Annotated in this window: 13 protein-coding genes; 4 read left to right on the top strand and 9 right to left on the bottom strand. The window is 41.7% G+C overall.

All coding sequences use genetic code 11. The features are described 5' to 3' along the window. Window positions 1-26: 26 nt before the first annotated feature. Window positions 27-683, bottom strand: coding sequence for a hypothetical protein (locus H6571_25025; protein ID MCB9327014.1), 657 nt, complete (start codon window positions 681-683; stop codon window positions 27-29). A gap of 276 nt (window positions 684-959) precedes the next feature. Between H6571_25025 and H6571_25020 the strand changes: the two genes are divergently transcribed. Then, on the top strand, window positions 960-1832 hold the full coding sequence (locus tag H6571_25020) for a helix-turn-helix transcriptional regulator (GenBank protein MCB9327013.1): 873 nt from the start codon (window positions 960-962) through the stop codon (window positions 1830-1832). Here the strand turns inward: H6571_25020 and H6571_25015 are convergent. Both H6571_25015 and H6571_25010 read right to left on the bottom strand, forming a co-directional pair. Further along, window positions 1764-2495 carry a hypothetical protein gene (locus H6571_25015; GenBank protein MCB9327012.1) on the bottom strand — a complete coding sequence of 244 codons (732 nt, stop codon included), beginning with the start codon at window positions 2493-2495 and terminating at the stop codon, window positions 1764-1766. The two genes, H6571_25020 and H6571_25015, sit on opposite strands and share 69 nt — an antisense overlap. Window positions 2496-2933: 438 nt before the next feature. After that, window positions 2934-5066, bottom strand: coding sequence for an endo-1,4-beta-xylanase (locus tag H6571_25010; GenBank protein ID MCB9327011.1), 2133 nt, complete (start codon window positions 5064-5066; stop codon window positions 2934-2936). 253 nt (window positions 5067-5319) lie between these two features. On the opposite strand from H6571_25010, the gene H6571_25005 reads away from it, so the two are divergent. The 3 genes from H6571_25005 to H6571_24995 all read left to right on the top strand — a co-directional run bounded on the left by H6571_25005 (window position 5320) and on the right by H6571_24995 (window position 6856). Then, window positions 5320-5685, top strand: a complete 366-nt coding sequence (locus H6571_25005; protein ID MCB9327010.1) for a hypothetical protein — start codon at window positions 5320-5322, stop codon at window positions 5683-5685. Window positions 5686-6162: 477 nt separating this feature from the next. Further along, window positions 6163-6387 carry a hypothetical protein gene (locus H6571_25000; protein ID MCB9327009.1) on the top strand — a complete coding sequence of 75 codons (225 nt, stop codon included), beginning with the start codon at window positions 6163-6165 and terminating at the stop codon, window positions 6385-6387. A gap of 25 nt (window positions 6388-6412) precedes the next feature. Next, entirely contained in the window at window positions 6413-6856 is a 444-nt protein-coding gene (locus H6571_24995) for a hypothetical protein (protein MCB9327008.1), read from the top strand. A gap of 55 nt (window positions 6857-6911) precedes the next feature. Here H6571_24995 and H6571_24990 read toward each other — a convergent pair whose 3' ends face one another. The 6 genes from H6571_24990 to H6571_24965 form a co-directional block, all read right to left on the bottom strand. Then, the gene (locus H6571_24990; protein MCB9327007.1) at window positions 6912-9590 is read right to left on the bottom strand and encodes a tail fiber domain-containing protein; all 2679 of its coding nucleotides are present in this window, start codon (window positions 9588-9590) and stop codon (window positions 6912-6914) included. Between the two features lie 2 nt (window positions 9591-9592). Continuing rightward, window positions 9593-13600, bottom strand: coding sequence for a hypothetical protein (locus H6571_24985; GenBank protein MCB9327006.1), 4008 nt, complete (start codon window positions 13598-13600; stop codon window positions 9593-9595). A 73-nt stretch (window positions 13601-13673) separates the two neighbouring features. Next, the gene (locus H6571_24980) at window positions 13674-16379 is read right to left on the bottom strand and encodes a hypothetical protein (GenBank protein ID MCB9327005.1); all 2706 of its coding nucleotides are present in this window, start codon (window positions 16377-16379) and stop codon (window positions 13674-13676) included. Window positions 16380-16382: 3 nt separating this feature from the next. Next, window positions 16383-20954, bottom strand: coding sequence for a hypothetical protein (locus H6571_24975; protein MCB9327004.1), 4572 nt, complete (start codon window positions 20952-20954; stop codon window positions 16383-16385). A gap of 15 nt (window positions 20955-20969) precedes the next feature. Next, window positions 20970-23699 (bottom strand): hypothetical protein, encoded by a 2730-nt coding sequence (locus H6571_24970; GenBank protein ID MCB9327003.1) that lies wholly within the window; start codon window positions 23697-23699, stop codon window positions 20970-20972. A 619-nt stretch (window positions 23700-24318) separates the two neighbouring features. Then, the gene (locus tag H6571_24965) at window positions 24319-24786 is read right to left on the bottom strand and encodes a hypothetical protein (protein MCB9327002.1); all 468 of its coding nucleotides are present in this window, start codon (window positions 24784-24786) and stop codon (window positions 24319-24321) included. Window positions 24787-24928 lie beyond the last annotated feature (142 nt).

Here is a 24928-nt window from a genome sequence, read left to right as displayed (position 1 = left end):
AAATGTTCATGGTCTCATCTAAAATCTTACTTTAACGTGCGAGTGGACTCGTGTAAGATTGAAGGAATGGTGGAGTAATTGTTAAACTCGAACGCATAATTTTTGTAGCGAACAGAGATGTTAAAATCCTCAGGATTCTGTCCGGCAAAGCTGAAAACTTTTTCAATACTTACCTGATTCTCGATCATTTCCCGGTAAACCAGGTCACCATTGTCGTCGCGTACTGAGATTTCTACGTCTGCACCATCCAGCAAAAGGGCTGTCAGGTAGACTTTTTGATCCTTTTTATAAACGACAGGTTTAAAGATTTTCTCTTCTCCACTTTTGTCGATGGTTAAAGTATTGCCGTGAACCTCAATCGCCTGGGTGTGAATACTCTGCTGGTCTTCGATTTGCAGGAAGTAAGTTCCATCAGGGAGATTTTTCAGGTCAAAATTTTTGGCAAATGCCTTGGCCTGCTTTACGTTCTCCTTAAAGAGTGTCGTGGAGGCAGCATCTTTCAAAGCAATCTTAAAACTCCTTTCTGTTTGATAGTTCAGGTGAAGCGCAAAAGACTTTTGATTTCCTTTTGTTACTACTATGCCCGGATTCACATCAGTAGCAAACAGCGCGGTGCCGGCAGTGGTCAACATTACAAAAAGGGCGACAACTTTTACCAGCGATTTCAATTTAAATAATTGCATAGTTAAAACAGTTTTTTAAGATTTACGAATGGATCAATTATGATCATTTTGTTGGGTGAAAAAAACGCAACTCCTTTTTTGAGGAATTGACAGGACAAAGATATAGGCACATTCAGCCCAATACTACCTGAGAATTGGCCGATATATGTGTTATTTTACCTGAATTAAATAAACTTTCAGTCCATATAGTTAATTTTACATTGATATAGGGTAATATAGTACAGGTTTAATACTTGAGACCTGTATAATTTTGCCTTATCATTCAATTTGAAAATTATGACCAAGCTTAAGCCGGCATTTGAAAAAATAGATCCCACCTTTGGAAGCTCTTTTACGGTAAGGGTTTTTAATGAGCAAAATAAAAATTCCCCCCGATTTTATCATTTCCACCCGGAACTGGAGTTGATCTATGTGAAAGGAGGGAGTGGTAAGCGGCATATTGGCAATCATTTGTCCTGCTACCAAAATGGGGAACTGATCCTCATGGGGTCGGGCTTACCTCATGCCGGATTTACGGATCGCATGACCCGTAATGAATCGGAGGTAGTGGTTCAGATGAGAGAGAACTTTTTGGGAGATAATTTTTTTGATATCCCGGAGATGAAACCAGTCCGGCAATTATTCGAACGTGCCCGTTTAGGAATTTCTTTTTTCGGGGAGACCAGGAAGGTGATAGGGGGGCGGCTGGAACAACTTGCCGTGATGGATCAGTTTGACCGTTTGATGGAATTGCTGTCCATTCTCAGGCAGATGGCCGAGTCTGAAGAATATGAGTTGCTCAACGCCAGAGAGTTTGCGCTGGAGGTGAAACCGCAGGACAATGACAGGATCAATGAAATTTATGATTTTGTGCATTCCAATTTTACCCGGGCTATTCCCCTGGATGAAATTTCAGCTGAAGTGAATATGACTGTCCCGGCATTCTGCCGCTATTTTAAAAAGCAGTCAGGGAAGACCTTTACTCAATTTGTTAATGAATTCAGGGTGATCCATGCTTGTAAATTACTTATAGAAGAACAAAAAAGCATTACGGAAATTGCCTTTGAGAGCGGGTTCAATAATTTTTCTCACTTCAATAAGTTATTCAAGGAAAAAACGGGGAATAGTCCTTCCGCTTACCGGGGAGCGGTGAAGCAGATCCTGACGTAAAATGAAAGCCTGGTCTGTATTCTCGGGATTGTATTCGAGGAAAATTTTCCATAAGTCTTCCGATCTGGAGTAGGTTTTATAGCGTTTTTTCAGGAACCCTTTTGAGGGGTCAACGAACTTTTCAAGGTATTTTTCAAACAGGTAGTTTTCAAATCCAAGGCCTTTTTGGGCAGTAATGATGTCTGTTTGCCTTTCATAGTTTCTCCTGAACTGCCTGCTGAAAAGATACCTGAAACAATCGGAGATCAATTCTTTTTTTGACTGATTCTTGTACGTTACAATATGTGCCAGCTCATGGCCGAAACATCCCGTCAGGGCTTTAAATCCTGCGTTTAACGGGTGAAGAGGGTTTTTAGTGTCATTGTTCACCGCGATAATATAGGATCGTGGCGGGATGCGTAAGCTTCTTAGTGTCGGGCGGCAGAGCATCGAATATTTCATTTTTTTAAATTTTACCTTGATGGTAAGATGCTCGAATTCGGGAAAATAGCTCAAGGCGAAATTAAAAGCCTCTTTCAAAAGTGAATCATCAACGGTACACTCCGGATAGTGATTTTTTACAGTCTCTAGATCTTCTTTACCGCTCAAATTGCATTCCTGTGCCTCCATGGAAAGTGCCAATCCGATACAAAAGATGAGCATGAAACAAGTTATTTTTTTCATCTTATGGGGTATAATGATGAATAATATTCTCTTTAACATGAAGCGCATTGGCTTGCATCTGTTGATAAAGATGGACTTCAAGCTTTGTCAAAAGGGAATCAATTCGGAAGAGAAGAGAGCATTTCCTTAATGTTATTGGCTGGTTTTGCGCGGAGAAGTTTGTTTAACCTCCGGAAAAACACGAGGGGGGGGACCAAATGACAATACCTACCCGAAGAAATGCAGCAAGCCGTCATTTGCAATCCATAAATATACTCAATTTTGGACTAAAAAGCCAGTGAAAAGACCGGATAATACGGGATTATTTTCCTGGTGGATCCTCCACCAGCAGCTTTTGATAAGCCCGGTCATCATAAGAAACCAGTCCCGGTTGCAGGCTTTTGGTTTATTTGAATTTTATGCTTTTATGTTCACCTAGGCATCTAAATTAACCTTTTTTCACTGCACGATAATTCTTTCGGAATAAATTTTTCCGTTTTTCTCCAGGATGACTTCATAAACTCCCGCCCCGAAATTTAAGGGGATGGTGCATTTTTCTGTTTTCATTTTTTTGGAAAAAACGACTCTCCCTGTCATGTCTATGATGCGGATCATCACGTTTTCCGGGGTTGATTTTTCGATATTGATAAAATCCCTGGCAGGGTTAGGGTAAATTTTGAAAGAAGGGTCCTTGTCAATGGATTGGTTGGCCACCACGAAAGGGGATTCTCCCGTTTTGACGACGATTACATTGGTAAGCATTTCAATGGTGTCGGTCATGACCCCGTTTCCTGTATCAACAGAGATTTTATATTTTCCTTTAAAACCACGCACCTTAAACTCTCCTGAGCTGTCGGTTTGTCCGGATGCATTGGTCCACCATTCGTTAAAAACCATGTCGATGAACGTCTGCCCTGCCGGTTTAAGCGACCAGTCCTGCCGGAACATAGGTGCGTTTTGGTACCAGTGGGCTCCATCCCAAAAACCCCACATCATGAATCCGTCGGTGCTCTCATGGCTAAAAACCATGGTCAGAAAATCACGAAGATAGGTGGCGCACAAATCATCACTCATGGCGGGATTGGTATCGTATTCCGTGATTTTGGCTTTCAGACCAAAAGTGGAATGGAAGTCTTCTAAAATGTCATAAACGGAATAAATAGAAGTAGGGAATCCGCCGATATGACCCTGGAAACCGATTCCGTCCAGTTTTACGCCGGCGTCGATCATTTCATGGATGAATTGTTTTTTCAGGTCGTACAACCCGCCGCCCGTATTGGCCTGGCTGATGGTGACATAATCATTGTAGTAGGTTTTGGTGTCAGGGTCGACATCGGCGAGTTTTTGGAAAACTTCCCGGTAAAGTTCGCGGCCGGTGGGGTAGCCGGGATCTCCCTGGAAAGTGTATTCCAGGTCACGGTTGGAGGTGATCTCGTTCAGCACATCCCACTCAGCAATATTGCCGGCGATACCGGGATAAGTGACGATTTCCTCAATATGGTTGCTAATGCGGTCGCGGATGTATTGGTGGTTATTCTGGTTTTGCTGGATATCGCCGGGCAGGTTGCTCCATCCCGGCCACAGTAGGTTGTGTCCCCTGATTTTAATATCATGATCTCTAAGCCATTCGGCGGCGTTGGCCTTTTCGGTTTTGGGGCCGTTCCAGTTGTTTTCCCAGCCCGGCCATTTGAGGCCATTTTCGAAGACCACCCAGTTGAAACCATGGCCCTCTCCGTCGAGATCCAGTATTTTGGATTCATAGGTCTCATTCTGGCCGCTGTTGCCGGCAATAAAGCGCGACACTATCGCTGTGCCAAAGGCGTAATCGTGCCTGAGCATTTCCACCTGGACGGAAGCATCGGGTACGGGATTGCCTTCGGCATCTTCCACCCTGACGGTAAGGTTGGCTTTTCGTATTTGTTCTATCCTGTAGGCGGCTTCAGCTCTCCAGGGCGCATCCGGTTCCCAGCCGCCGTAATGGTCGTTATTGGTGTCGCTGGGCAGGTCCTCTACATTGACGGCAGTATGGTAATTGAGCATGGCCAGTCCGCCCACTTCAATGGTTTGGGCCTGCCAGGCGAGGTGCAGCCCTGTAGTGAGTCCGTTGGGCGCGTAGGTGGTGTTGGCCTCGAAAGGCACTATGAATTGTGTCCACTGGTCCGAGAGATCCGTGGTCAGGAGCACCTCTTTGTCGTAGGTCGATGCGTTTTCGACAAAAAGGGTGACGTGCCCGGTGCCTGTGGCGGAGCGCAGCCAGACGATCAGCAGGCAGGCGTCGCCACTGTTTATCGTATTTACGTTTTTCATTCCGTAGCCTGCATCCCAGGCATTGGCTCCGGCACTGTTGACGACGATATTCACCTTTTGGGCAAAGGGCTGCATCACGGTGGTCTGGTTGGAGGCCGTGACGGCTCCATAGACATAATCGCTGTTTAAATTAGCGGCTTCGGTATTATTAAAAACCCAGCTTCCGGCGGGGAGGCCGAAGTTACTTTGCAGGGAAGTTTGCAGGGAGGTATGGTAGTTGTCCTGGGCCTGAATCATAAAACTAGAGCTCAGGAACAAACACAGGATGTAGATCTTGATTTTCATTTTTGCAAATATTTTATTCAATGCCAAAGATAATGCCTGCCAGGCAAATTCTTTAATGGGAGATGTTTCAATATTAGGGGGTATTTGTTTCAGAACCAGCTTTAAAGTAATGGTGGGCAGTAATGATTTTAAATCGCTTTAGTATTCAAGATTCCGGCTCCCGAACTTGTTAAAGTCCCGGAGGTCTGATTGCTCTATCATGATGTGACATTTTCCTATTGACAAATCCTTGCCAATAATGTAGCTTTGCGCCATGAAAAGACGCTTTTGGCAATTGGGGGATTTTTTACTCATCGTTCTTATCCTGATAAGTTCGATAGGGGGAGCCTATAGCTTTCCTTTGCCCCTGGATCATGTCGAAGCCACTATGGGGGATAATGGCTCAACTACCGACCGTTATTCCTTTCAAAATATTCCTCCTGAGAAAGAAGCATTCCTGGAAAAGGATACGGAGGATCAACAGGAAGATGCCTTCAGTTTCGGTAAATCACCCGATGGTCGGGGGTATTTCTGTTTTAGTGGAAAGCTTCCGTATGATCTGGCTCGCTCCCACAAAAAAGGAGAGCAGTTTCAGCGTCTTTTCCTGCTTTTTCATTGTCTGAAAATAGCCCACAGTTAAGGATTTTCCTTCCTTTTTATCATTCACGTAAATACTGCTGCCCGGCTCTTATGCCGTGTAAAGGTATTGGGTGTCATTTATTCATATCATTAGGTGTGTTTATGGCACGACATTATGGGGTTCCGTCCCCGGATGATCTGGCATAAACGCATCGGAAAATTATAACACAATGAAATCAGATATCAATAGACTGTCCTTTTACTACTTCATGGGCGTATTAGGTCTTGCTATCCTCGCAGGTTTGTTCGCCCTGATCGACGGATTGGTCTAAATAACATGAAGCAGGGGTTTTGAAGCCCTGCAATCACTAAAATTACCCGAAGCTGCTGTGAATGTGGCTTCGGGTGATTTCCCTCTCTAAAAAAGGCCGTTTTTAAGTCCGAGTGCCTCGTCAAAGGTTGGAAGCAAGAAGATTTTTTTGTTTAATATTTTTTTAAATTAATTAAACAAAATTATTTAGTCCGTGTTTCTATTATTATGACAACACAAGACTTCTACCAACAATTTAATCAAAAGAGGCCGTTTATTCAGAGACTTGCCCACAAACTGGTCAACGACTTTGACGCCTCCCGTTTCCTCTATCACGAAACGGCTCACCAAGCCATCAAGCATAAAGACCATCTTCAACAGGATACCTTCGAAGAATGGCTGAAGATGACGATGCAAAATGTCTATCTTAAATTAACCCAGGGGAAATCCTGACCGGCAACAGTCCAAATAAATTGATATGATGCATATTCAACTCAGCACCCGGGTCAATGGCCATTACAAGAACATAATAACCCGCTTCGACCGGCAGCTTTTCGAGGCCCTGGCGCCCGGAATGGCCAAAATGGAAATCGTCGAATTCACCGGTTCCCAAAAAGGAGACAAGGTACATATTCGTTTTCTGAGTCCGGTAAAAGCCGACTGGGTCAGCCTTATAACAGAAGATGAGATCAATGCTGACGAAGCTTATTTTACCGATGAAGGTACCCTGCTTCCCTTTCCGTTGAAATACTGGAAACACAAACATATCGTGCGGAAAATAACGGAAGACTCCTCCTGGATTATCGATGACATTACTTTCGAAGGCAGGAATATCCTGTTTACCTTGCTGCTTTATCCGGCTATTTTTTTGGGGTTTTATCCGAGGAAGAGGATTTATAGGACATACTTTAGAAATACCTGAGACGATTATCCTGCGCTTCCTCTTTTACCCAATCAATCCAACCGCATTTTAAATTTTATCCCAAAACTGTTTTGGCCATTTGTCCGATCAGTGCCTTTAACTCATCCAGTTCCTGCCTCATGGTCTGCTGTCCCTTTTTTAGGTCCGAAACTTCATTTTGCAGACCGTCAATGATCTTCTGCTGATCCTTCACCGCCTGAAAGAGGATGGTATTGAGGGCCTGGTAGTTGAGTTTGCGCGGAGATTCTTCATTTTCCCGTTTAACGATTTCCGGCAGGATTTTTTCTACCTCATTAGCAATGAACCCGTATTGTTTTTTAAGAAGAACATCTTCGGGGATTTCCAGGTCAAAAGGGTTTTTTTCTGCCCAGAAATAGCTTACAGGGTTTAAGTTATTGATCAGTTTTAAGGCATTGAATGTTTTATCTAGAGGGCCGATTTCCTTTTTAAGAGAGAAATCCGAAGCTGTCCACATTCCACTAAAAGGGCTTTCTGACAATTTTTTTCCCTTATAGGATATATCCTCAAAATATCCGATTTTGCAGTGGATCTCTTGAAAGGGTTGTTCTTTTTTTCCCAGTCTTGAACCTCTTTCCCCCTTTTTTTTTGTCACAGGAATTGTACCTTCTTTAAATTTTGAAGGGATAATATCTCCTCGGGTAATTTCAATTGGATCCAATTGAACATTCGGTTCGTTTCCTTCTAATAACAGATCTCTATAATCGCATGATAAAATGATTTTCCCTGAATGGATTTTTACTTGATCTGAAACTATTGCCCTCGTTTGTAATTCCCCGGATATGTATGCATTACCTTGTACCGTCAATCTTTCCCATGGCTTATGAGTACCTATTCCAACTTTACCCTCTTGGGTTAAGGATATTACGGTGTCATTATTTTCGTTGAAATCCCCATCGTGCCCCCCTTTACTACCATCCATCGCGGCAATTTTGAATACTTTTTCATCTGTACCTATTTTGAAGGTGGATTTATTGGGATTGTGGAATGAAATTACGGGTTTGGCGTCTTTAATTTCAATTTTTTCTTTGGGTGAGGTTGTCCCAATTCCAATTTTTTGGTCATGAGCAATGGTCATGGTCTTTTTATTACCACCCACCCGAAATTGAAGGCCATTGCCTGTACCGTCTGCCAGGTTATAATAGATCCCGGCATCTTCAGCATCTTTACCTTTTTGGCTGAAAATGAAACCATTTTCATGTCCCTGAGGACATAATAAACTGATGTATTTATAAACACCACCGTGTTCAAAAACAGCATAAGCTCTGTTGAAATCCGGGGTGGCTCCTGAATCCCCATTTTTCACATGAAGGTTACCAAGCACTTCAAGTTCTGCTCCCGGATTATTTGTACCAATCCCCACCTTATTCCCCAGGATAACTTTCGTTTCTGTTGTATCTTCTCCGGTGGGGTATATTTCCCATTTTATGGGTGGAGTGATATAAGGTTTTTTGGTTGCGTTGGATTTTGGTTCAAGGTATTTGCTTTCGATTCCTGCCATAGGAATAGAACCTTTTGGGAGTTGTTTCTGAACAAACAGAACCATTTGGCCATCATCAAAATCAGGAATGTTATAATACCTCAAATACATCATAGAGATGCCTTCTATCCCCAAAGTTTCAATTTGTTTAAACCGGAAAGAAATATTTCCTTTTTCTTCAATACCCATGATGGTTTTATTACGTATGCCATCATCATTAAAAAGTCTGGGTTCAATACGCCAGGTAACGACAGGGCCTTGTATCATTTTATGGTGGGTCCAATGGTTCCCATAATTATCATTGTCTATTTCCAGCTGAATATCTTTTATCGCTTTTTCCCCTACCAGGAACCCTGGGTTTTTATCCTTTTTATTATCCTCTTTATCCCCTTCGTCATCTTTTTTTCCAAGGATTATCAGTTCAAAATAGGGGCTTTCCCTCACATCCTGCCTGCAATCTAACTCCAATTTGTTTAGACCAATATTGCTGATGGCAAAGCTCAGTTCATTTTCTATCTCCAGATTAGGAGTGGAAATGTAAACGGTATTATGATTGTCCAGCCAGTAGGTTACCAATGGGAAAGGAGGGCTTACATAATTGGCCGGGCGTTTGAGTAAAATCGAATGCTGAATAAAAGCCAGCGCATCTTTCGTTTCTGAATCGCGATAATGAAAATCAAGGTAGCGTAAGCTTGGTCTTTGATAAACTGCCATGTTTTCGACGAGGATGGTCAGCACCTCATCGCTTTTGAATATAAAATCCTCATCCCGGTTGTTGTATCTAATGGTCCATATTGAACCAGGGTAATTGGATTCCTTTTGTAGTTCCAGTACTTCAAAATTATCCTCCTGGCCCTGGACTGATATTTTTAACAAAGCCTGCTGGTCTGCTTCCATGAAGTCAGAAAAATCGAGACCAAAGGACCATCCGATATCGTTCTCTGCTTTCGGATCAATAAAGGAGGAGGTGGTTTTACCAAAAAATCCAAACAAAGGAGTTTTTAGCATAGAAATAATACTTTGGTCGGGGGATTGATCCTTTTTTATAATTAGATCCGTATCACTTTGATTTGTTATTTTAACAATCAATTGATTAAGGTGCTCGGGGTTTTGTTGGCTCTGACTGATAAAGAGGGGAGGCGTTGCTTTCCCTTTACTGACAGGGTTTTCCAGAGTAATGCTTAGGCTTTTGGAAATATGGGTATTTATCTCCTTGATTTTTACATAAGGATTCATATCTATTGATCTTTAGTGTTTTTAGAATTAATTTTTAACCAACCTTCCTTTAGTTTTAGTTTGTCCACAAAGGGGACAAATTGCTCTGAGGGCTGTTTGATTTTACCTGGAGGGATTTCTTCCCAATTATTGGGTTTGTTCTGTTCCAACCACGACCAGGACATTTCTGCATCATTTATAGTAGGAATGAGCAATGGATTACCTGGGGTCAAAATAGGCGTAGTCAGGAAAGCTGTTTCAATCCGGCTAAGTGCTTCCGCGATGGCGTTTTGGTCCAGTTGGATGGATTTTACGGGCAAGATTCCTGAAGTCAGGTGTACCTTTCCTCGGGGGTCTATCACCATCACCACTTCGAATTTATCACTTGAGCTACAAGAAATGTTGAAGTAATCTTTTTTTGGCTTTTTATAAAACAATTTACCACTAGCTTCTTCAGCTTCCTTTAACTGATTTAGAGACTCTTTTTTGAATGGATTCAGGATGTCCTCGAATTCCTTGATTTTTCGTTTTGCTGCATTCATGTCTGCAATTTCAGCTAACTTTTTCTCATCGGAATAACTTCCTTTTTGTTTCAATAATGCGAGCCTGTCTTCATCGTGTCTGGATTTTAGATCAAGAATTGCCAGTTCTATTGCATTGCTTATCTTGGCCATTTCATCCTTTATAAACTGTTGAACAATTTCAGGCATACCTTTAGGGCCAAATTCATTTTCCGAAAAGGAACAATAGAATTCTTCAAAACATGGGTCTTCATCATATTTTGCATAAAAACCTACCAGGCCATCATTGGATTGAGAAACATCTCCTAAATGAATAGGAAATTGAACACTCTCAAAGTTCATTGTTTGACCATAGTCATCACCAGCATAAGCTTTTAACCTTGATTTCCAGCTTTGATTCTTCATTGGCACTCCTTTCAATTCCATACCAATGGAAGCTTTTACGATAGCCAATGGCCTGCCCATCAACATATTGATGCCCGTAAAGCTGGCAAAATTCTCCGGGTCGATGTTTTGTAAAGATTCGAAACATAAACGGTTGAATTCCTCCAGGTAACTTCCATCTTGTGATTGGAAAAAGTCCACCCAATTTTTTAACAGGGGATTTTCAATGGATTCAAAAGTTGTTTCCCCGGGAGGTTTTACCCAGTTGATAATTTGTTCTCCTCCTCTTTGGGTTTGTAATTGAAGCACTCCGATGGCTTTGCCTGCTTCATCATACACATATAAAGATTCATCAAGAAAGTTAGGCAATATCCAGCCACAGACAGGGTTGAATTCAGTGTGGTTTTCTGTAAGTTCATCATCATTTGCACTTAACAAAGAAAAATTGATCCTGGCCGGTTGCACAAGGCGAGGAGGCAGATAAGCTGCAAACCGTCTTTTGTCAGGGTGCTCGTCCCCACTTGGCTTTAGGCTTTCGGCGATGATCACATCAGGGTAGGCCTGTTTTGAATTGGAGGATCCTTTTGAGTCCTGGACCCGGTCTTTGTGCTCCCACTGCGAGTATTGCCCGAAACAATCCACGAGTCTTAATTTACTCACCCTCATCCAGCCGTCGCGGATGGGCATGAATAGATTGGATGGCAGGGGCGAAACCTTATTGCCATTGCCGATCATTTTCTTCAAAAGGTTATTAGTGAAATTATCCAGGACGAGGTTATCTGCCAGAGGATCAAAAACATCCAATTGCAGGATCTGTTTGTGCATAGCAAAGGCGTCATTAAGGCCGCTAAGATTTTGGGAAAGAACTTCTTTGTCTTTTAGTGATTTGATTAATTTTCGATCCTCTTCTTTTTCGATTTCTCCATTAATGGATTTTAGACCATCTTCAACCGCTTGAATGAGGCTTTTATGAGCTCCCGAGGTCAGAATGGAGCGCCCATCAAAAATCTGGACTTCCTCCCCATCAGGTTGTTTTTCAATATTGGTTCTGTGCAAGTCAATTTCACCTGATGATAAGTCAAATTTTTCAATAACAGACGCTGTTGACCAAGGCTGTTGATTGCCATGTTTATCATAAGGTTTAGTTACCGGAGTGATTCTTACCTGCCAGTCCAGAAATAATGGTCCCCAGGAAATACCGCTGAAGTCATGTTCCTCTGAGGTGAAATCAAACAACTTATTCAACAAGGCATCATTGTCAAAAATATTACGGACTTGTTCCGTCGCGGATGGATTTCTATCTGACAAAAATTCTTCCAATAAAAGGATGGTACCCGAGGTGGGTTCCTCCTTGTTGTATCGTGGGGAATGTTTAATATTATCTCCATGAAACAGAATGGCCGGTTCGGCAGGCTTCCAAAAACGAGCTGCTGGTTTTTTTAATAATTTGTATTGCCACCTAGGAGTATCCACTTTATTATTCCAGCTTTCAAAACCGTTGTTCAATTCTTCGACCTGGAGTTCAATATCCATTTCCAATTGTTCCAGGCGGAAAAATTGAGCGGTGAGGTGTTCCATTTGTTTCCCAAGATAGTGACGGATATCGTTCACTCTGTTTTCCCTGGTTATTGGTCCCAAACGAAGGTTGTATTCTGTTATCATGTATTTATACCAATCGGCATAAAGCTGAATTTGTTCATCATTTATCTTAAACTGAATGTCATCAGATTCTTGCTGCATTTTATTTAGATCCGTCAACCTTTTGTTCCAGTAGGAGAGGTCTTCCTGGGTCATGGATTTCAAGGGAGGTGTTTCCTTTTGACCGGAGACCGGTTCGGGTTTTTTTGTTCTGATCTGCCATGTATGCCCTCCTGCTTCAGGGGTGAAGGAAGCTTGGTGCATACCATTATCTATTTTAGCAATAAGGTCGGCCTGATCGGATTGAGACAATAGCCCCAACTGGAGTGCATCCAGCATCAATTCCATACTTTGGACGTCAGCCCCTTCGGTAGTGTTGGCCAGCAACGCTGCCAATGCCTGTCCGGGTGTATTGCCGATGGAAATCCTCGTTTGGGTCATTGCGGTCTGGTTGTCAGACTTGGTTTTATATTTTTCGGGTTCTGTTGGGTTGACGGGGATTTTTTTAATTACACCGCAATAGAGCGATCTGCCGAAAATACGTTCGTCATAAGGGTCAATGTTGTCGGGATCAAAGGCTGCCTGTTCGAAAACAATGTCCCAGTCAAAAGAGGCTCCCGTTCCATCTTCCAGGAAATATTGTTTATTCCTGGCTGCAATGGTTTCCTCAATATTATCCGCATTGAATTCAGACGGATCCGATTCTTTTATGTTGATACTACCATTGAAAAAAGGATCTTTTTCGGGATCACTATACCATCCGATAACCTGATAGGAAGCCATTAACCCTTCTTCTTTGGCAAGGTCAATATCAGCAAACGAGTCATGAAAACCAAAAACATTCCTGCATTCAGGGTAATAAGCAGAAAATAGTGGATCTCCATATCCAAGTGCATTCAAATCTTTAAGGTATAACTTCTCTTCTTCCTCTTTTTTGAAAGCACTAATATCGTCTTCCTTTTCATAAGGCCACAGTTTACCTAAATACCTGAAAAGCAGGTCTCCTTTTTGGAAATTTTCTGGTTTATAAGGGAAAGCATTACTGTTGCCCGGATTATTTTTTGATAAAAGATCACTTTCGAGGATAAAGGTTTTTTTGTATGTTTTTATTTCAGATCCATTTTTAAAGACTTTTCTCCTGATCATCCAACGATTAGGAACAGGGCGATAATGGACTGTTGCCTTTTCATCCTCCATGTCTGTAAAAATGGCGGTGCGTAAAGCTTTTGGAAGGGCCCAATGTACATGGATGCCTTCTCTTAAAGGGACGCTAGTGGATTCAAAAGGTTTGGAAACCAGGTCTTCACTTATATAAGGGCTCAATCGGGGGGCAATACATTGTTCTTCGTCCGGACTCCCCCGATGAGGCAACATGGAGAAATCAGCCAGTTGTCCGGCAAAGGTGTAGGTGTCATTCCGCGTTTCTTCATATACCGGATAACAATCCAGGTCAATGGGAATCCTTAAATAATAATATTGATCTTCCATGTTTGTTTCTTAATTGATAATGTTGAAATGCAGCTAATCAGGCAACCTCGATAATGATTTAATATCATAGGATTTATACCCTCCTTCTACTGCTTGCTCCCCGTTCACCTCTACCGCTACCTCTTCTTGCAGGCGGTGGCGGTGGTTTTTGGGTAACCGGTTCCAGCTTTACAGTACCTATTTTGTTTTCACTTAAATCAAAAATGACATTGTCTACTCCTTCCACCATAACGAAAGCAAATTCAGCGGTTGTAAACGAGGAATATGCTTTTTTGAGGTCGGAGTCACCAAGAATTTTTTTTCTAAGATCCTCCATACCGATTACGTTGTGTTCATTCGGGTCAAGTGGTTTTTCAATAATATTATTGTCTTCGGTGTCTTTAATAAAACCTGCCTCTCCCGTCAATTCCCGGAATGCTTTCTTTGGAGATCCACTTTTTAGATCAACACCAAAATGCAAGCCTTCCCCCGGTTCCCGGAATGTTACGGTTTGAATATCCCCTTTGAACATCACGAGGGCAATATCCGGTGCCATACGTTCAATACGAACAAACTGAGCCGGTTGGGATTCATTACTTTCATTAGACTTGGGTGCATTAATCAATATTTCCATCCCCGGCCAACCGACCAGAACGGAACTCCGTAAAAGAAAACCATGTATAACATCAGAATCATTGTCATCAGGTACTGGTTTCACTTTTTGTTTCATTCGAGGGCTGAGAGCCAGCAATATTTTAGCTGTTTTTTCGAGTTGAAAATTTTCCCGGATATTTGAGATGAGATTATTTGGATGATTACCAGGAACCCAATATTGGTCCAAAGGCATTTGTATAGTCAATAAGTCGAGGATTTCCTGAAAATCTGCCGTTTTCGACTCTAGGCTTCTATCAAAAAGGATCAAATCAAAATCACGCCAGCCATCCTTTTTGATCTTGTTAAGGTATTGATCCAGGCCGGCATAATCTGCGCCCATTTCGATATAGTCGCTGGCTTTATCTTCCGGGCAAATGACCAATATTTTTAATATATACTCTCGGGATTCATCCTCCCTTTTCCTAACGAAATCACCAATACTCAGGGCTCCTGCCCTTAAAGCTCTGGTCCAATTACGGTCCAGGTAAAAGAATTTCAGGGATTCGGAAGGCAGCATTTCTGGTTCCGGAACCAGATAATGGAAAGGCACATGATGTAATGCGTCCAATTCTTCGAGGAAGCTATTTACTTCATCCGGTAAATTTTCAAGGGTAGCAGGACTTTCCGGTTCTTTTGGTTGGTTTCTTTTGAATGGGCTGGGATTCTTTTTGTTATCACGAATAGTCTCGATGTTTGATTTCAATGGAGTGTCTTTAATTTTCTTCTTTGAATCCTCCAGCGGTAATAGCATTCCAGTTTCGTTAGGGATGACGTTTAGTTCTGCTTCGAGTAATTTTTGTTCCCATTTCCTGATTTCAGCAAGCTTTGTACTTCGTTTCCATTTATATAAATTTTGGGCGAATTCCTGATTCTTCAATCCTAATAATTGTCCGAGTTGCCAGGCAGAAGCATAGGATAGGTCCAGGAAATTGGTGACAGGATCTCGATAATACAATTCATCCTGGTTGGTATAGGAAATACCTAAATAAGCGGGAACCTTTAAAGGAACCAGGGGCCCTCTGTACAGGGAAACTGTATTATGCCCTTGCCTGAGTTGGTGATTCATGGGCACATAACCGGCATCCAACCATTCCTGAACTTGTTTTTCGACTTTGGTTTCAGGGGCTTTTGCAGAGTTTAATTTAAGCAAAGGGAGGTCCAAAGGGTTTTTTGGTTTTTTTTCGTTTTCTTGAGCAGGTTTAATTAGTTCTTTTTTCTGCTTATTGAGGTTTAATAGCAGCTGTGAGAACGATTCAGGGCGATCATTACATGAAAAACGCCATTTTCTAAAACTGACCATTCTAACATGATGAAAATCCTTTAATTTTTTTTCAGGGTCATTTATGGCATCAACAAACCCCTCAAGAGACACCAGGTGTACCATACTTTCTTTTCCTTTATTAGGTAATCGGTTCCCAATGATCACTGAGTACTCTCCTGATAGTTCACGACTTTTATCTTTGGCTTTATTATCTACCTTTACGATTCTTCCATGTGCCAATAATTTTAAATCTTCGATACTGGGACAAATTTCCATAAAAAGGGCCTTGGGTACATCAATGATGGTGCATTCTTCATTAGGATTCTCTCCGTATTCCAGCTCAAAAGCAGGTGGAAACCAAATACCTTGAGGTGGTTCATTTTTTAATTCGAGAAGTTCCCGAACAGGTATTTTACGGGGAACAGGGGCTGGGTCATCTTCATCAAACAGAAAAAGGGCCATCCAAGGAGGGTAATCCCCATTTTTTGATTGGAGGTCCTCAGTCTTTAGATTAGTATTTTCATCTCCGGACATAATCAAGTTCCTTTCCCAGGGTAAGGTCAGATTATTGAAAACAAGGTGTGGTAAAGTATCTTCAAAATCCCCCAGGCTCATATCGGGAGGAAATACGGAATCGATGTTAATAGGTTTGAAGTTAAACCGTTCTCCTCGGACGTAGAATTGCTTTTCAGCATAGAATTCAGTTCCCTTAGGAATTTCAGGGAAATAGGGGTGGCCTTTCAGGAGAGACCCCTCAGGGTATGTACTTTCTACCGTTTGTTTTGTTTCTATCCTGTAAGATCCGGCTTCCAATGCTGGTCGATAGTTTTGGACAAACCGAATATTTCCTGATGTTAATTCGCTTTCTATTTTTTTATCTGCCATGATTTAAGGTATTAAAATTGATCCGGTAGTTTTATAAGTCAATTGGGATTCCATCATTTTAAGTTCAGATTCATCCAGTGTAAAATCATCCGGATCCTCGAAACCTATGCCTAAATTTTTAAATGCATTTAAATGACTCTTTTCGGGGGTGGTGACGGTATCGATTATTCTTTCGGTATCGAATTTTTTCCCTGGCTGGATTTCCCCCAAAACCATTTTTACTTCTCGATTTTCAGGAGCTCCCCACAAGAGGCTTTTAACTGAAATTTCAAGCGTTTTTTCTGGTTTATGAACAATTGGAATAATGCTGATTCCTGCAAGCGATTCTTCCATTCGGGATTGTGAACCATCTAGTTCTTTATCTTGGAATTTCCCCCATAACGCCTTTGGTTCCCTTCGATAGGTAGGTTGCTCATGAAAATGAAATTTTTCGGATACCGAGTCCGTTCCTTTAAAAACCTCAATGGTCATTTTGGAACTATAATAGTCGCTGGTCAAATTCATTGGCGCAATGCCGATTTTCCAGGGTTTATTATCCTTGCCAGCAGGTATTATTCCAACTTCATCTTCTGTTTTTGCGGCACCTATTATTTCAATGGATTGGGTAGGAATCCCAGTTTCAAAGGATAAAATTAAAGTTGCCGGGTTGACGATCCAGTCCAGGTTCTCAGGGTTAGCTGATCTATCCAGTTCTTTCACCAAACCATTGCTGGTTTCTATCATCAGTGTTTTTTCTTTTGGCGGCAGGAATTGAGTGGAAAAGGATTGCCAGGAAATTGGCAGAGCCGGTTTTTTCGCTGGTCCAAATTCGATCTCCACATCGATTAACCCAAGGTCCACTACAGCTTTCCCAGCGAATGGTGGTCCCCACAATTCTACCCCTGCACTTACTCTGACGGTATGTTTGCCTAAGAAATAAAAGGTTGCCCCAAGGCTTACATTGACAAAACCTTCGTATTGGAAAGGGCTGAAATTCACCAGGAAGTGTGCTTCGGCAATAAAAAAGGCTTCTACCGGACCTACTTCTGCACTGGCTTCCAGACGGCCTCCTGCCATGAAAGAATTGGGTGTTAAGGCATAATATTCTCCTCCCTTAATTAAAATGTTTTTAGTGACTTGCCAATTGACACCCAACCTTGGAACGGTAGGGTAATGAGGTGGTTTCTTAAATTTAGGATGATACCCTCCCATGGAAAGGACAAAGTCACCAGCTTTTTTCCCTTTGAACCATGCAAAGAAGGCAAAACCACCCGTGAGATGAGCATCGGGGCTTAAGATGAAAGAATCTTCGCTTAATCTGCCTTCAATGGTTAGCGTACCTTCGTCGGGGACAAACCTGGCTTTTATTTGTAATTCTGCTTTGACAATACTATCGCCGGGGGGAGGAAGAATCAATTTGGTAAGTCCTAATAGGTTGATCTCAACTCTATTGCCAAATTCGACGGTCGCCAGGAAAAAGGACTGCAGTATCTTGACGTGCATGACTTTAAGGCCAATCGCAATCCAGTAAGAGCCTGCTTCAGGCACAATATCCCTTTGCATGAGCTTTAGGTTACTCTCGGGCAACGCATCGGAAAACTGCGATTCATTAAAGGCCGATTTGACCAGCACAAAATCACGAACCTTATCCACTTCAGGGATCATCAGGCGGCTGTTGATGCCCAGACCCAATGCAAATCCGTTGACGTAAAAATAGGATGGGCCACCAATAGGCATGGTCACCACAGCATAGAGGAAAAAGGACGGATCAACGGGATGGTTGATATAACTTCCCATTGCCGTAAAAGATTTGTCCTGAAACCTTAACATGGCCTCCCCGAAGTAGCCGTTGACCAGGATTTTCTCGCCATTATAATCGACCAATACTTTTTCGGAAAGGAAGGCCCCTGAAATCGAGGCAGTGGCCGTTTTATAGCGTAACTCCAATCCTGCCAGGCCAAAATCAATACCCGACGGATCGAATGGCATGGACAAAGGAATTCTGACTGCCAGATCCAACAGACGGAAGGTGAAACCTCCCAGGGTCATGCCCCCGTCGACAAGGACTTTGAATTTCCCTTCTTCCAGCGTGACGCCGAATTTTTTGATGAAGACCGGGCCGAATTGTTTTTGTTTGGGTTCCTTCCATTCGGTTTTGCTAGATGGTTTATTGCCTTGTTCCTCGGATTTTCCGCCCGTAGTTATTGTCGAAAAGTTTAACCCATCAAATTTAGGCAATATGGAACTTTCGCCAATATTGGCAGTTATGCTGAATCCGGCTTCTTGTCCTTCATCTGGAATTTTGATAACATCATCCAGGTCGAGGTCTCTTACCATCATTTGTATGGTGCCGATTTCCTTTTCTTCTTTCAGAGCCTGGGTAACAATGTTCATGGTAAGGTCGACCTTCACTTTTTCATCCGGCAAGAACTTCCCTACAAGTTCGAGGTTACTGGGGTTGAATTCCAGGTTTCCTTTCAACAGAAAGATCACCCGGTTCTTTTTACCTTTTTCCGCTTTGGAAGGAATGGTAACGATAAAGTGAGCCCCGTTCATTTCGGGGTTCAGCCAGATGGGCATTCCTTTAGCAATATCATTGGATAGAATGCTGATCACCTTTTTGAAGGTAAGATGCCCCTGGTAGCTGGCGAGAAAAGTACTGTTGTCGGCTGATTTTCCAAAGGCGAGGGCAAACTGGTAAACTTCTCCGGATTTATTTTTGAGATCCATTTTCCCGGATACCCCAAGTGCTGATGTTCCCCCTCCCTGGTAGTTGAAATTCAGCCTCAAAGAGGCATCAACACCTTCCATCGGAAACCCTTCCGTTTCCACTAAAGCTGAGAGGTTGAATTTTTTATCTTTGGTATGGTAACTTATTCCGATTTCAGAAGCAGAGAATTCCCGTATTGGTGTTGGTAAGCTAATACTTGTGCTGTCAAAGGCCGATTCCAGCATTTTACCAAGCTGTATTTTATTGCCAAGGGTTTTACTTCCTTTCCTTCCTGTCATTCCTTCAAAACTCCAGTCACCATCTTCGTATTTTATGTTAACTTCTATTTCCAGAGGTTTACCGGTCCCATTTTTATCGAGAGTGGTTTTTCCTGAAAATTCAAATTCAGTTTCTTTATCTTCATTCCTGCCAAAAGAAAAACTAAGATCTGAAATGGATAATGGATTGGAAGCACTTCCGAGCGGAATGGTAATAGCTCCTTCAGACTCGCCTGCCACATAAAAGGCTTTGGTGCCGGTATGGTAGGTAACCTTTGCTCCTTTTTTTATTTTAAAGTCTGCGAGTCCCGGTGGAGGAGTGAGTCCGAAAATACCTGCTGCCCAGGTGATCACATCCCAGTCTTTGTCAATTTCTGCGGTAAACTCCCAGCCTTCAGGATCTTTTTCAGCTGTTGCGATCAACTGAAGTCCATCAACGATATTCATTTCACAAGCGATCAGACCGAGCAGCTCTTTTTTACCATTTTCGTCATTGGAGTAATCGAGATGCAGCAGCAGTTTCTCCAGCGAAAAAATTGGTTTGTCAGCGTGGGTCACCCTGATCAGGTTGACGAGTTCCATCTCGAACTCGAAATTATAGCTGGGCGTTTCAAAAGCCACGGCCATATAGTTGAGCCTTAAAGCATCCTGTTTTTGTTCTGAAAATGTAGGGAATTCAAAGGGTGCTCCCAGTTTGTTACCGATGATTTCGATCACTTCGAGCAGGGTGAAATTACGCAGGGAGATGCCGCCCTCGAACTTCATTTCATTCCCTGCTTCTTTATGGTCAAAAACTGCTTTTATGGGAATGGAAAAGGAGGGAGTGTTTTTGATGCCATCGAAGTCGAGATTGGCAAAAAACTCAAAATAAATTTTACCTGGATTATAGGAAATATTTGTGGCAAGATTCAAATGAAGGATATCCAAATCAATATTATCAATGCTAAGGTTCAGGGTAAATATCCGATCCCGGGGCATTGCTCGGACTAATAATTGTGATAATTTTAATTGTTTATTTAATCCATTTTCAGTTTTTCCGGCTAATTCTTTTTCGGGGTCAAAATCGAATCTTTTTAGTAATTGAATAGGAGAGGGCCCAGTATCTGTTTTCGGATCTTGTAAGGCCAGCTCCATATATAGACTTGGCAATTCCACTGTGGCGAGCAGCTCAATTCCTTCAAAATCTACAATCCCCTGAAGTATAGCAGAAGGTTCGGTTCCAAGAATGGCAACATCAATACTAATTTCTTTTATGGTGAAATAGTCTTCCTCATTTTCATTGTCTTTGTCTTTGGGGAAAATCACCCATTCCCAATCCTGGAAAATAAGAGAGAAGTAAAGCTGAGACGGGGTTTCTTCTGTTGCCTTGATCAAACTAAATTCAGTAATGATCAAAGGCAGTTCCGGTAATTCGATATCGGGGAACAAAGACTTGAATATCTCGGCCAGGTCATCATCAATTGTTACAAGATAGTCATTGACAAGTCCCTTTAAAGCTTCATAAAACTTATTGATGTCTTTAAAATCAATTGGACCCTTTATTGCTATTCCCTCCTCTGAAGAAATGATTTCTAAGTTTTCTGCTTGAAAATAATCAGATATTGGCATGGTGATCGTTTTGGGTTATTCAGTTTCCGGAAATACGTGAGGCAAAAGAATAGTGGGAGGAACAGCTTCGTCAAGGTCCGTTAACGGGAATTCATTAAAGTGGAATGATTTATTATTTACGGTGTAAATAAGCAGGTCTTTGATAGCTTCATTTCCTGAACTCTTGTATCTGCTGAAATTAACATTAACACCTACTCCTACGTCTAAACCAAGACTAAAGGTTTGGTTATCATTGACACTGTCAGCAATTCTGTGTCTGACCCTAATGCTCTCTGGCAGGATCTTTGGTCCATCTTCCTCAGGAGGATTGCCTTCAAGGAAGTTTTTAAAAACTTTATTTTTGAAAAGATCTTTGACAGAAAATGCGGCTTTTGACTCTTCTGTCCTTTCTAAATCAACAAAAAAGTCTTTTTCCTCGTCTTTTTCTTCGCCATTTTCTTTCTCGACAGAAATGGCTGTATCCAGAAAATGTGCAGATTCAAGTAATAAGGTACCTCCGATTTTTTTGTCATCTTTCCATTCTGAACCCATAGGCCCTTTTGAACCATACAGTTCATGGAATTTGTGAAGGAATGACTTTAGGGTTCGATTAGGGACTTTCAGCAGCTCAGCGATTCTAAAAAAGTCCCCGATGAATGCATTTTGATTGGTTTTTTCTGTTTTTTTAGTAATACCCAAAGACTGCCTGGCAATTTTCATCAGGTCTGCTTTTTCAATTGAAATACCAAAGGAAATACCACTTCCCCTTTCAAGTTTCACCTTGTCTCCCTGCCCATTCTTAGGATATACCCAATATGCTGAAACGGACGAGTATTCCATCTTTTTGATAATGATGGAAATTCCAAACCCCAACTCAGAAAGCTGACCTGTCGAATAGATTTTACCATTGCGGGTAATTCTCTGGTGTTCACTTTCGAATTTTGCATCTACTATTTTTTTTCGTGTTTTTCCAACGTTTGTTTTATCAATTTTATCCCCAATTTCCTTATCATACTTTGCTTTAATTTTTGCTTTTACTTTTTCATTAATTTTTTCGACAACGTTATCATCTATAAAACTATTGGTAAATGACTCCCAAAGTGTTGGTCCATCTTTTTCTTCTTCTTTTTTCGTTTCATCGATTAGAAATTCTTTTGGTGGGGCTTCTTCTGCATTTAAAGGGAAGTTTTTTCCAAGTTTTAATTCAGTCAGCAAATAATCGATATGAGTCAATTGGGTGAAAATAACAGGAGAAGCTTCATTTTTGGTGATTCCAAGGGTCTGGTATTTTGTTCTGACAGAAGTTTTATGAAGGGTTGCATCAACCCCCAAATTGCTGCCTATGTTGAATTTTTTGACCTTTTCGACTACATTTAATTTTCCAGTTACTTCGTCCACTGTTTTTTCCTTGAGGGTGTTCAGGACTTTTTGCCCGGGATCGGAAGTCCAGGTGGGCTGGTCCTCTTCTTCCATGGCGTCCTTTGCTTTTGCCAGTTTGAATTTCAGAAGACTGAGATTCAGCTTTCCGGAATGAGGCCCTATCATATTCATTTTCACAAAGCAAAGGTTCTGGAAGAAAGGGTAATCGGCAGGTAAATGATTAGAACCATGCTTTGGAGGAAGTTCGTTAGTTTTAACAACATCATCGAAATTATCCTTAGCTTGTTTCAGTTTTTGACCATAATTGAATATCTGGTTGTTTATTCTGACCAGGTCATTTTGACTGAAAAAGTTTACGGGGAGCTCATTAAGTTTTTCCTTTATTTCTTCCATTTTTTTCAGGATTTCATCTGTTCCGGCTTTTTTACCAGGGATTTTTCCTTCAGCTACTCTGGAAGCGGCTTTTTTCAGCCTGTCAAACTTAGTCCGTTTGGGAAGGGCATCAAGTTTTTCCTCTAGTTCCTTTAATTTTTGATTTTCATCGGTAGTTAATTCATTTTTGACTTGTCTTCTTCTTCTTTTTAGGTGAATTAGCTTCTGGATGTGGTCCCGGAGCCAATCTACGATCTGTTTCTTTAGTTCCACTTTTAGCCCAGACAACATGAGGTTCTCAAGATCCATTTCAAGGGATGGGTCCTGGTCATTAATATACCACCCGGGAGTTTTATCTATGTAATAATAACGGGTAAAACCGGAAGATCCGGAAAGTCCTGCTTGTGCCAGACTGAATCGTAAATCTGCCTTTCCAAGGCTTAATGGGGGTTTGAGGCTGATTCCTGCCGTAACACCGAATTTAACTTTAAGCCTGTGTTTTCTTCCGTAAAATGTTTGTAGACAGAAAGGGTTAGGTGTTTTAATGGTTCTGGACCCAGGAGTGATCAGAATACCTCTTTTAGTCTCTATCATTCTGGAAAGCAATACAACTATTTCCGTCAGGTTGTCATATTTAATTTCTAAATCGGCGCTTAATTCAACGGGGAATAATGGAGATGCCAATAATTTAGCGATATCAACGGAAACTCCAACGCCAATGCCCACTCCAGTCTCTGCAAAACTGAAGCCATATTGACCTTTGTAATCAGGACTTAAAACGAAAAGGCGGTTGAACAATTCCTGGTGTGTGTAGAACCTGAATCTAGAAGGAATGACGAAGTGGTGAATTTTGTGGTTTTTAACTATGTCTTGATTAATTTCTTTCGATAAAAACTTGAGCCCCCGGGCGGTTCCCTTGCCTTTTTGCTTGGTAAATTTCTCTTTGACTTTTGCTTTGGCTATTGCTACTTTGGACGGTTGTTTGTCCGTTTTTTGTTCTTTCGTTTCAGGCATAGTTCAATTCGGGTTTAGGTGTTCATTTAATACTGGTGCTTTCCTTCTGAATTTTAACAGACGTAATTTTAAAATGAAGTAATCTACCCTGTTTGGAAACAAAAAAGACTTTCCTGCTATCCTTCGGGATAAAAGGGATTAATATTCAATCTGAGAAAATTAAAAGGGGGAATTTTTTCAAAAATAAACAAATTCATCAAAAAAACAATATTAAATGTTATTAATAGCGCTGGTACTGAAAAATAATTTTTTTTTTTGACAAAATATAAATATTTTCCCCTTAACCCTGGAGGTGATTCCAGAGTCGGGAATATTGAGAAAAAGGAATAGTTGGTCTCTTTTGAGTGGGGTGAGGGACTTTTTCCTTTTTAGATATGTATATGGGTTGTAATTTATTAAACAATCATGCCAACTACGATTCTTCATAACAGTTATTTCGCCGCTGTCCCGCCCGGGGCAGGAAGGTTCAGATGATTGTTGAAGCATAGTATGCAATTTTTGCCGTGTCAGGAAGGCTTCAGGAAAGGCTAAAAATCAGGATTAAGCCTATTCGGTGTTCCGGACATTTTTGTTCCAGAACACCGAACCTGCTTCACTGGTTTTTAATTACCGTTTTGCCTCAACACCCCCACCGGATTTCAATCTCATGATGCGGCAGGGAATATTTTTGATCCACCGTCATGATAATGATGTGGTCGCCCATTTCGCATTTTTCGATGATATGTTTCAGCCGGACTTCCTGAAAGGTCTCGTCCGAATACATGGAAAGGGTGTTGGTCCGGTGGTTTTTGATAGCCACTTTAAATCCGATGTTTTTGGCGGGTGTTTTGGAGTCGTCCGATAAATCTACGGTGGCCACGCTTAGCGTTCCGTGCCGGATGTCCTCCAGTTTGCAGGTGCCTTCCGGAGAATAATCGTTGACCAGAACTTTGCCGTTGAACAAAATGGCGGCGCAATCCGTATATTTCGGAGGCGGAATAAAAGGAGGGAATAAAAGCGGGTTGAATACCTGCTGGGATTGGGCACTCGAAGATAACGTAATGGACATTAAAAGCAGGACGGCGAAGATAAATTTTACAACTTTCATGGTTTGTTTTTTTATTGAGTTAGAAAAGAAGAAGGACTTGAGGACTTTTCTATTGATCTAAGCATGTTCTGTCCTGAAAAGCCATTCATAATTGTCGCCACAAAGATGCGGGTGAAAAGACCTTGAAGCCATAAATCCTTGT

It is taken from the genome of Lewinellaceae bacterium, assembly GCA_020636105.1.
In the GTDB taxonomy this organism is placed as follows: Bacteria; Bacteroidota; Bacteroidia; order Chitinophagales; family Saprospiraceae; genus BCD1.
Note: the sequence above shows the minus strand (reverse complement) of the source record. Positions and strands in the feature narration are given on the sequence as shown.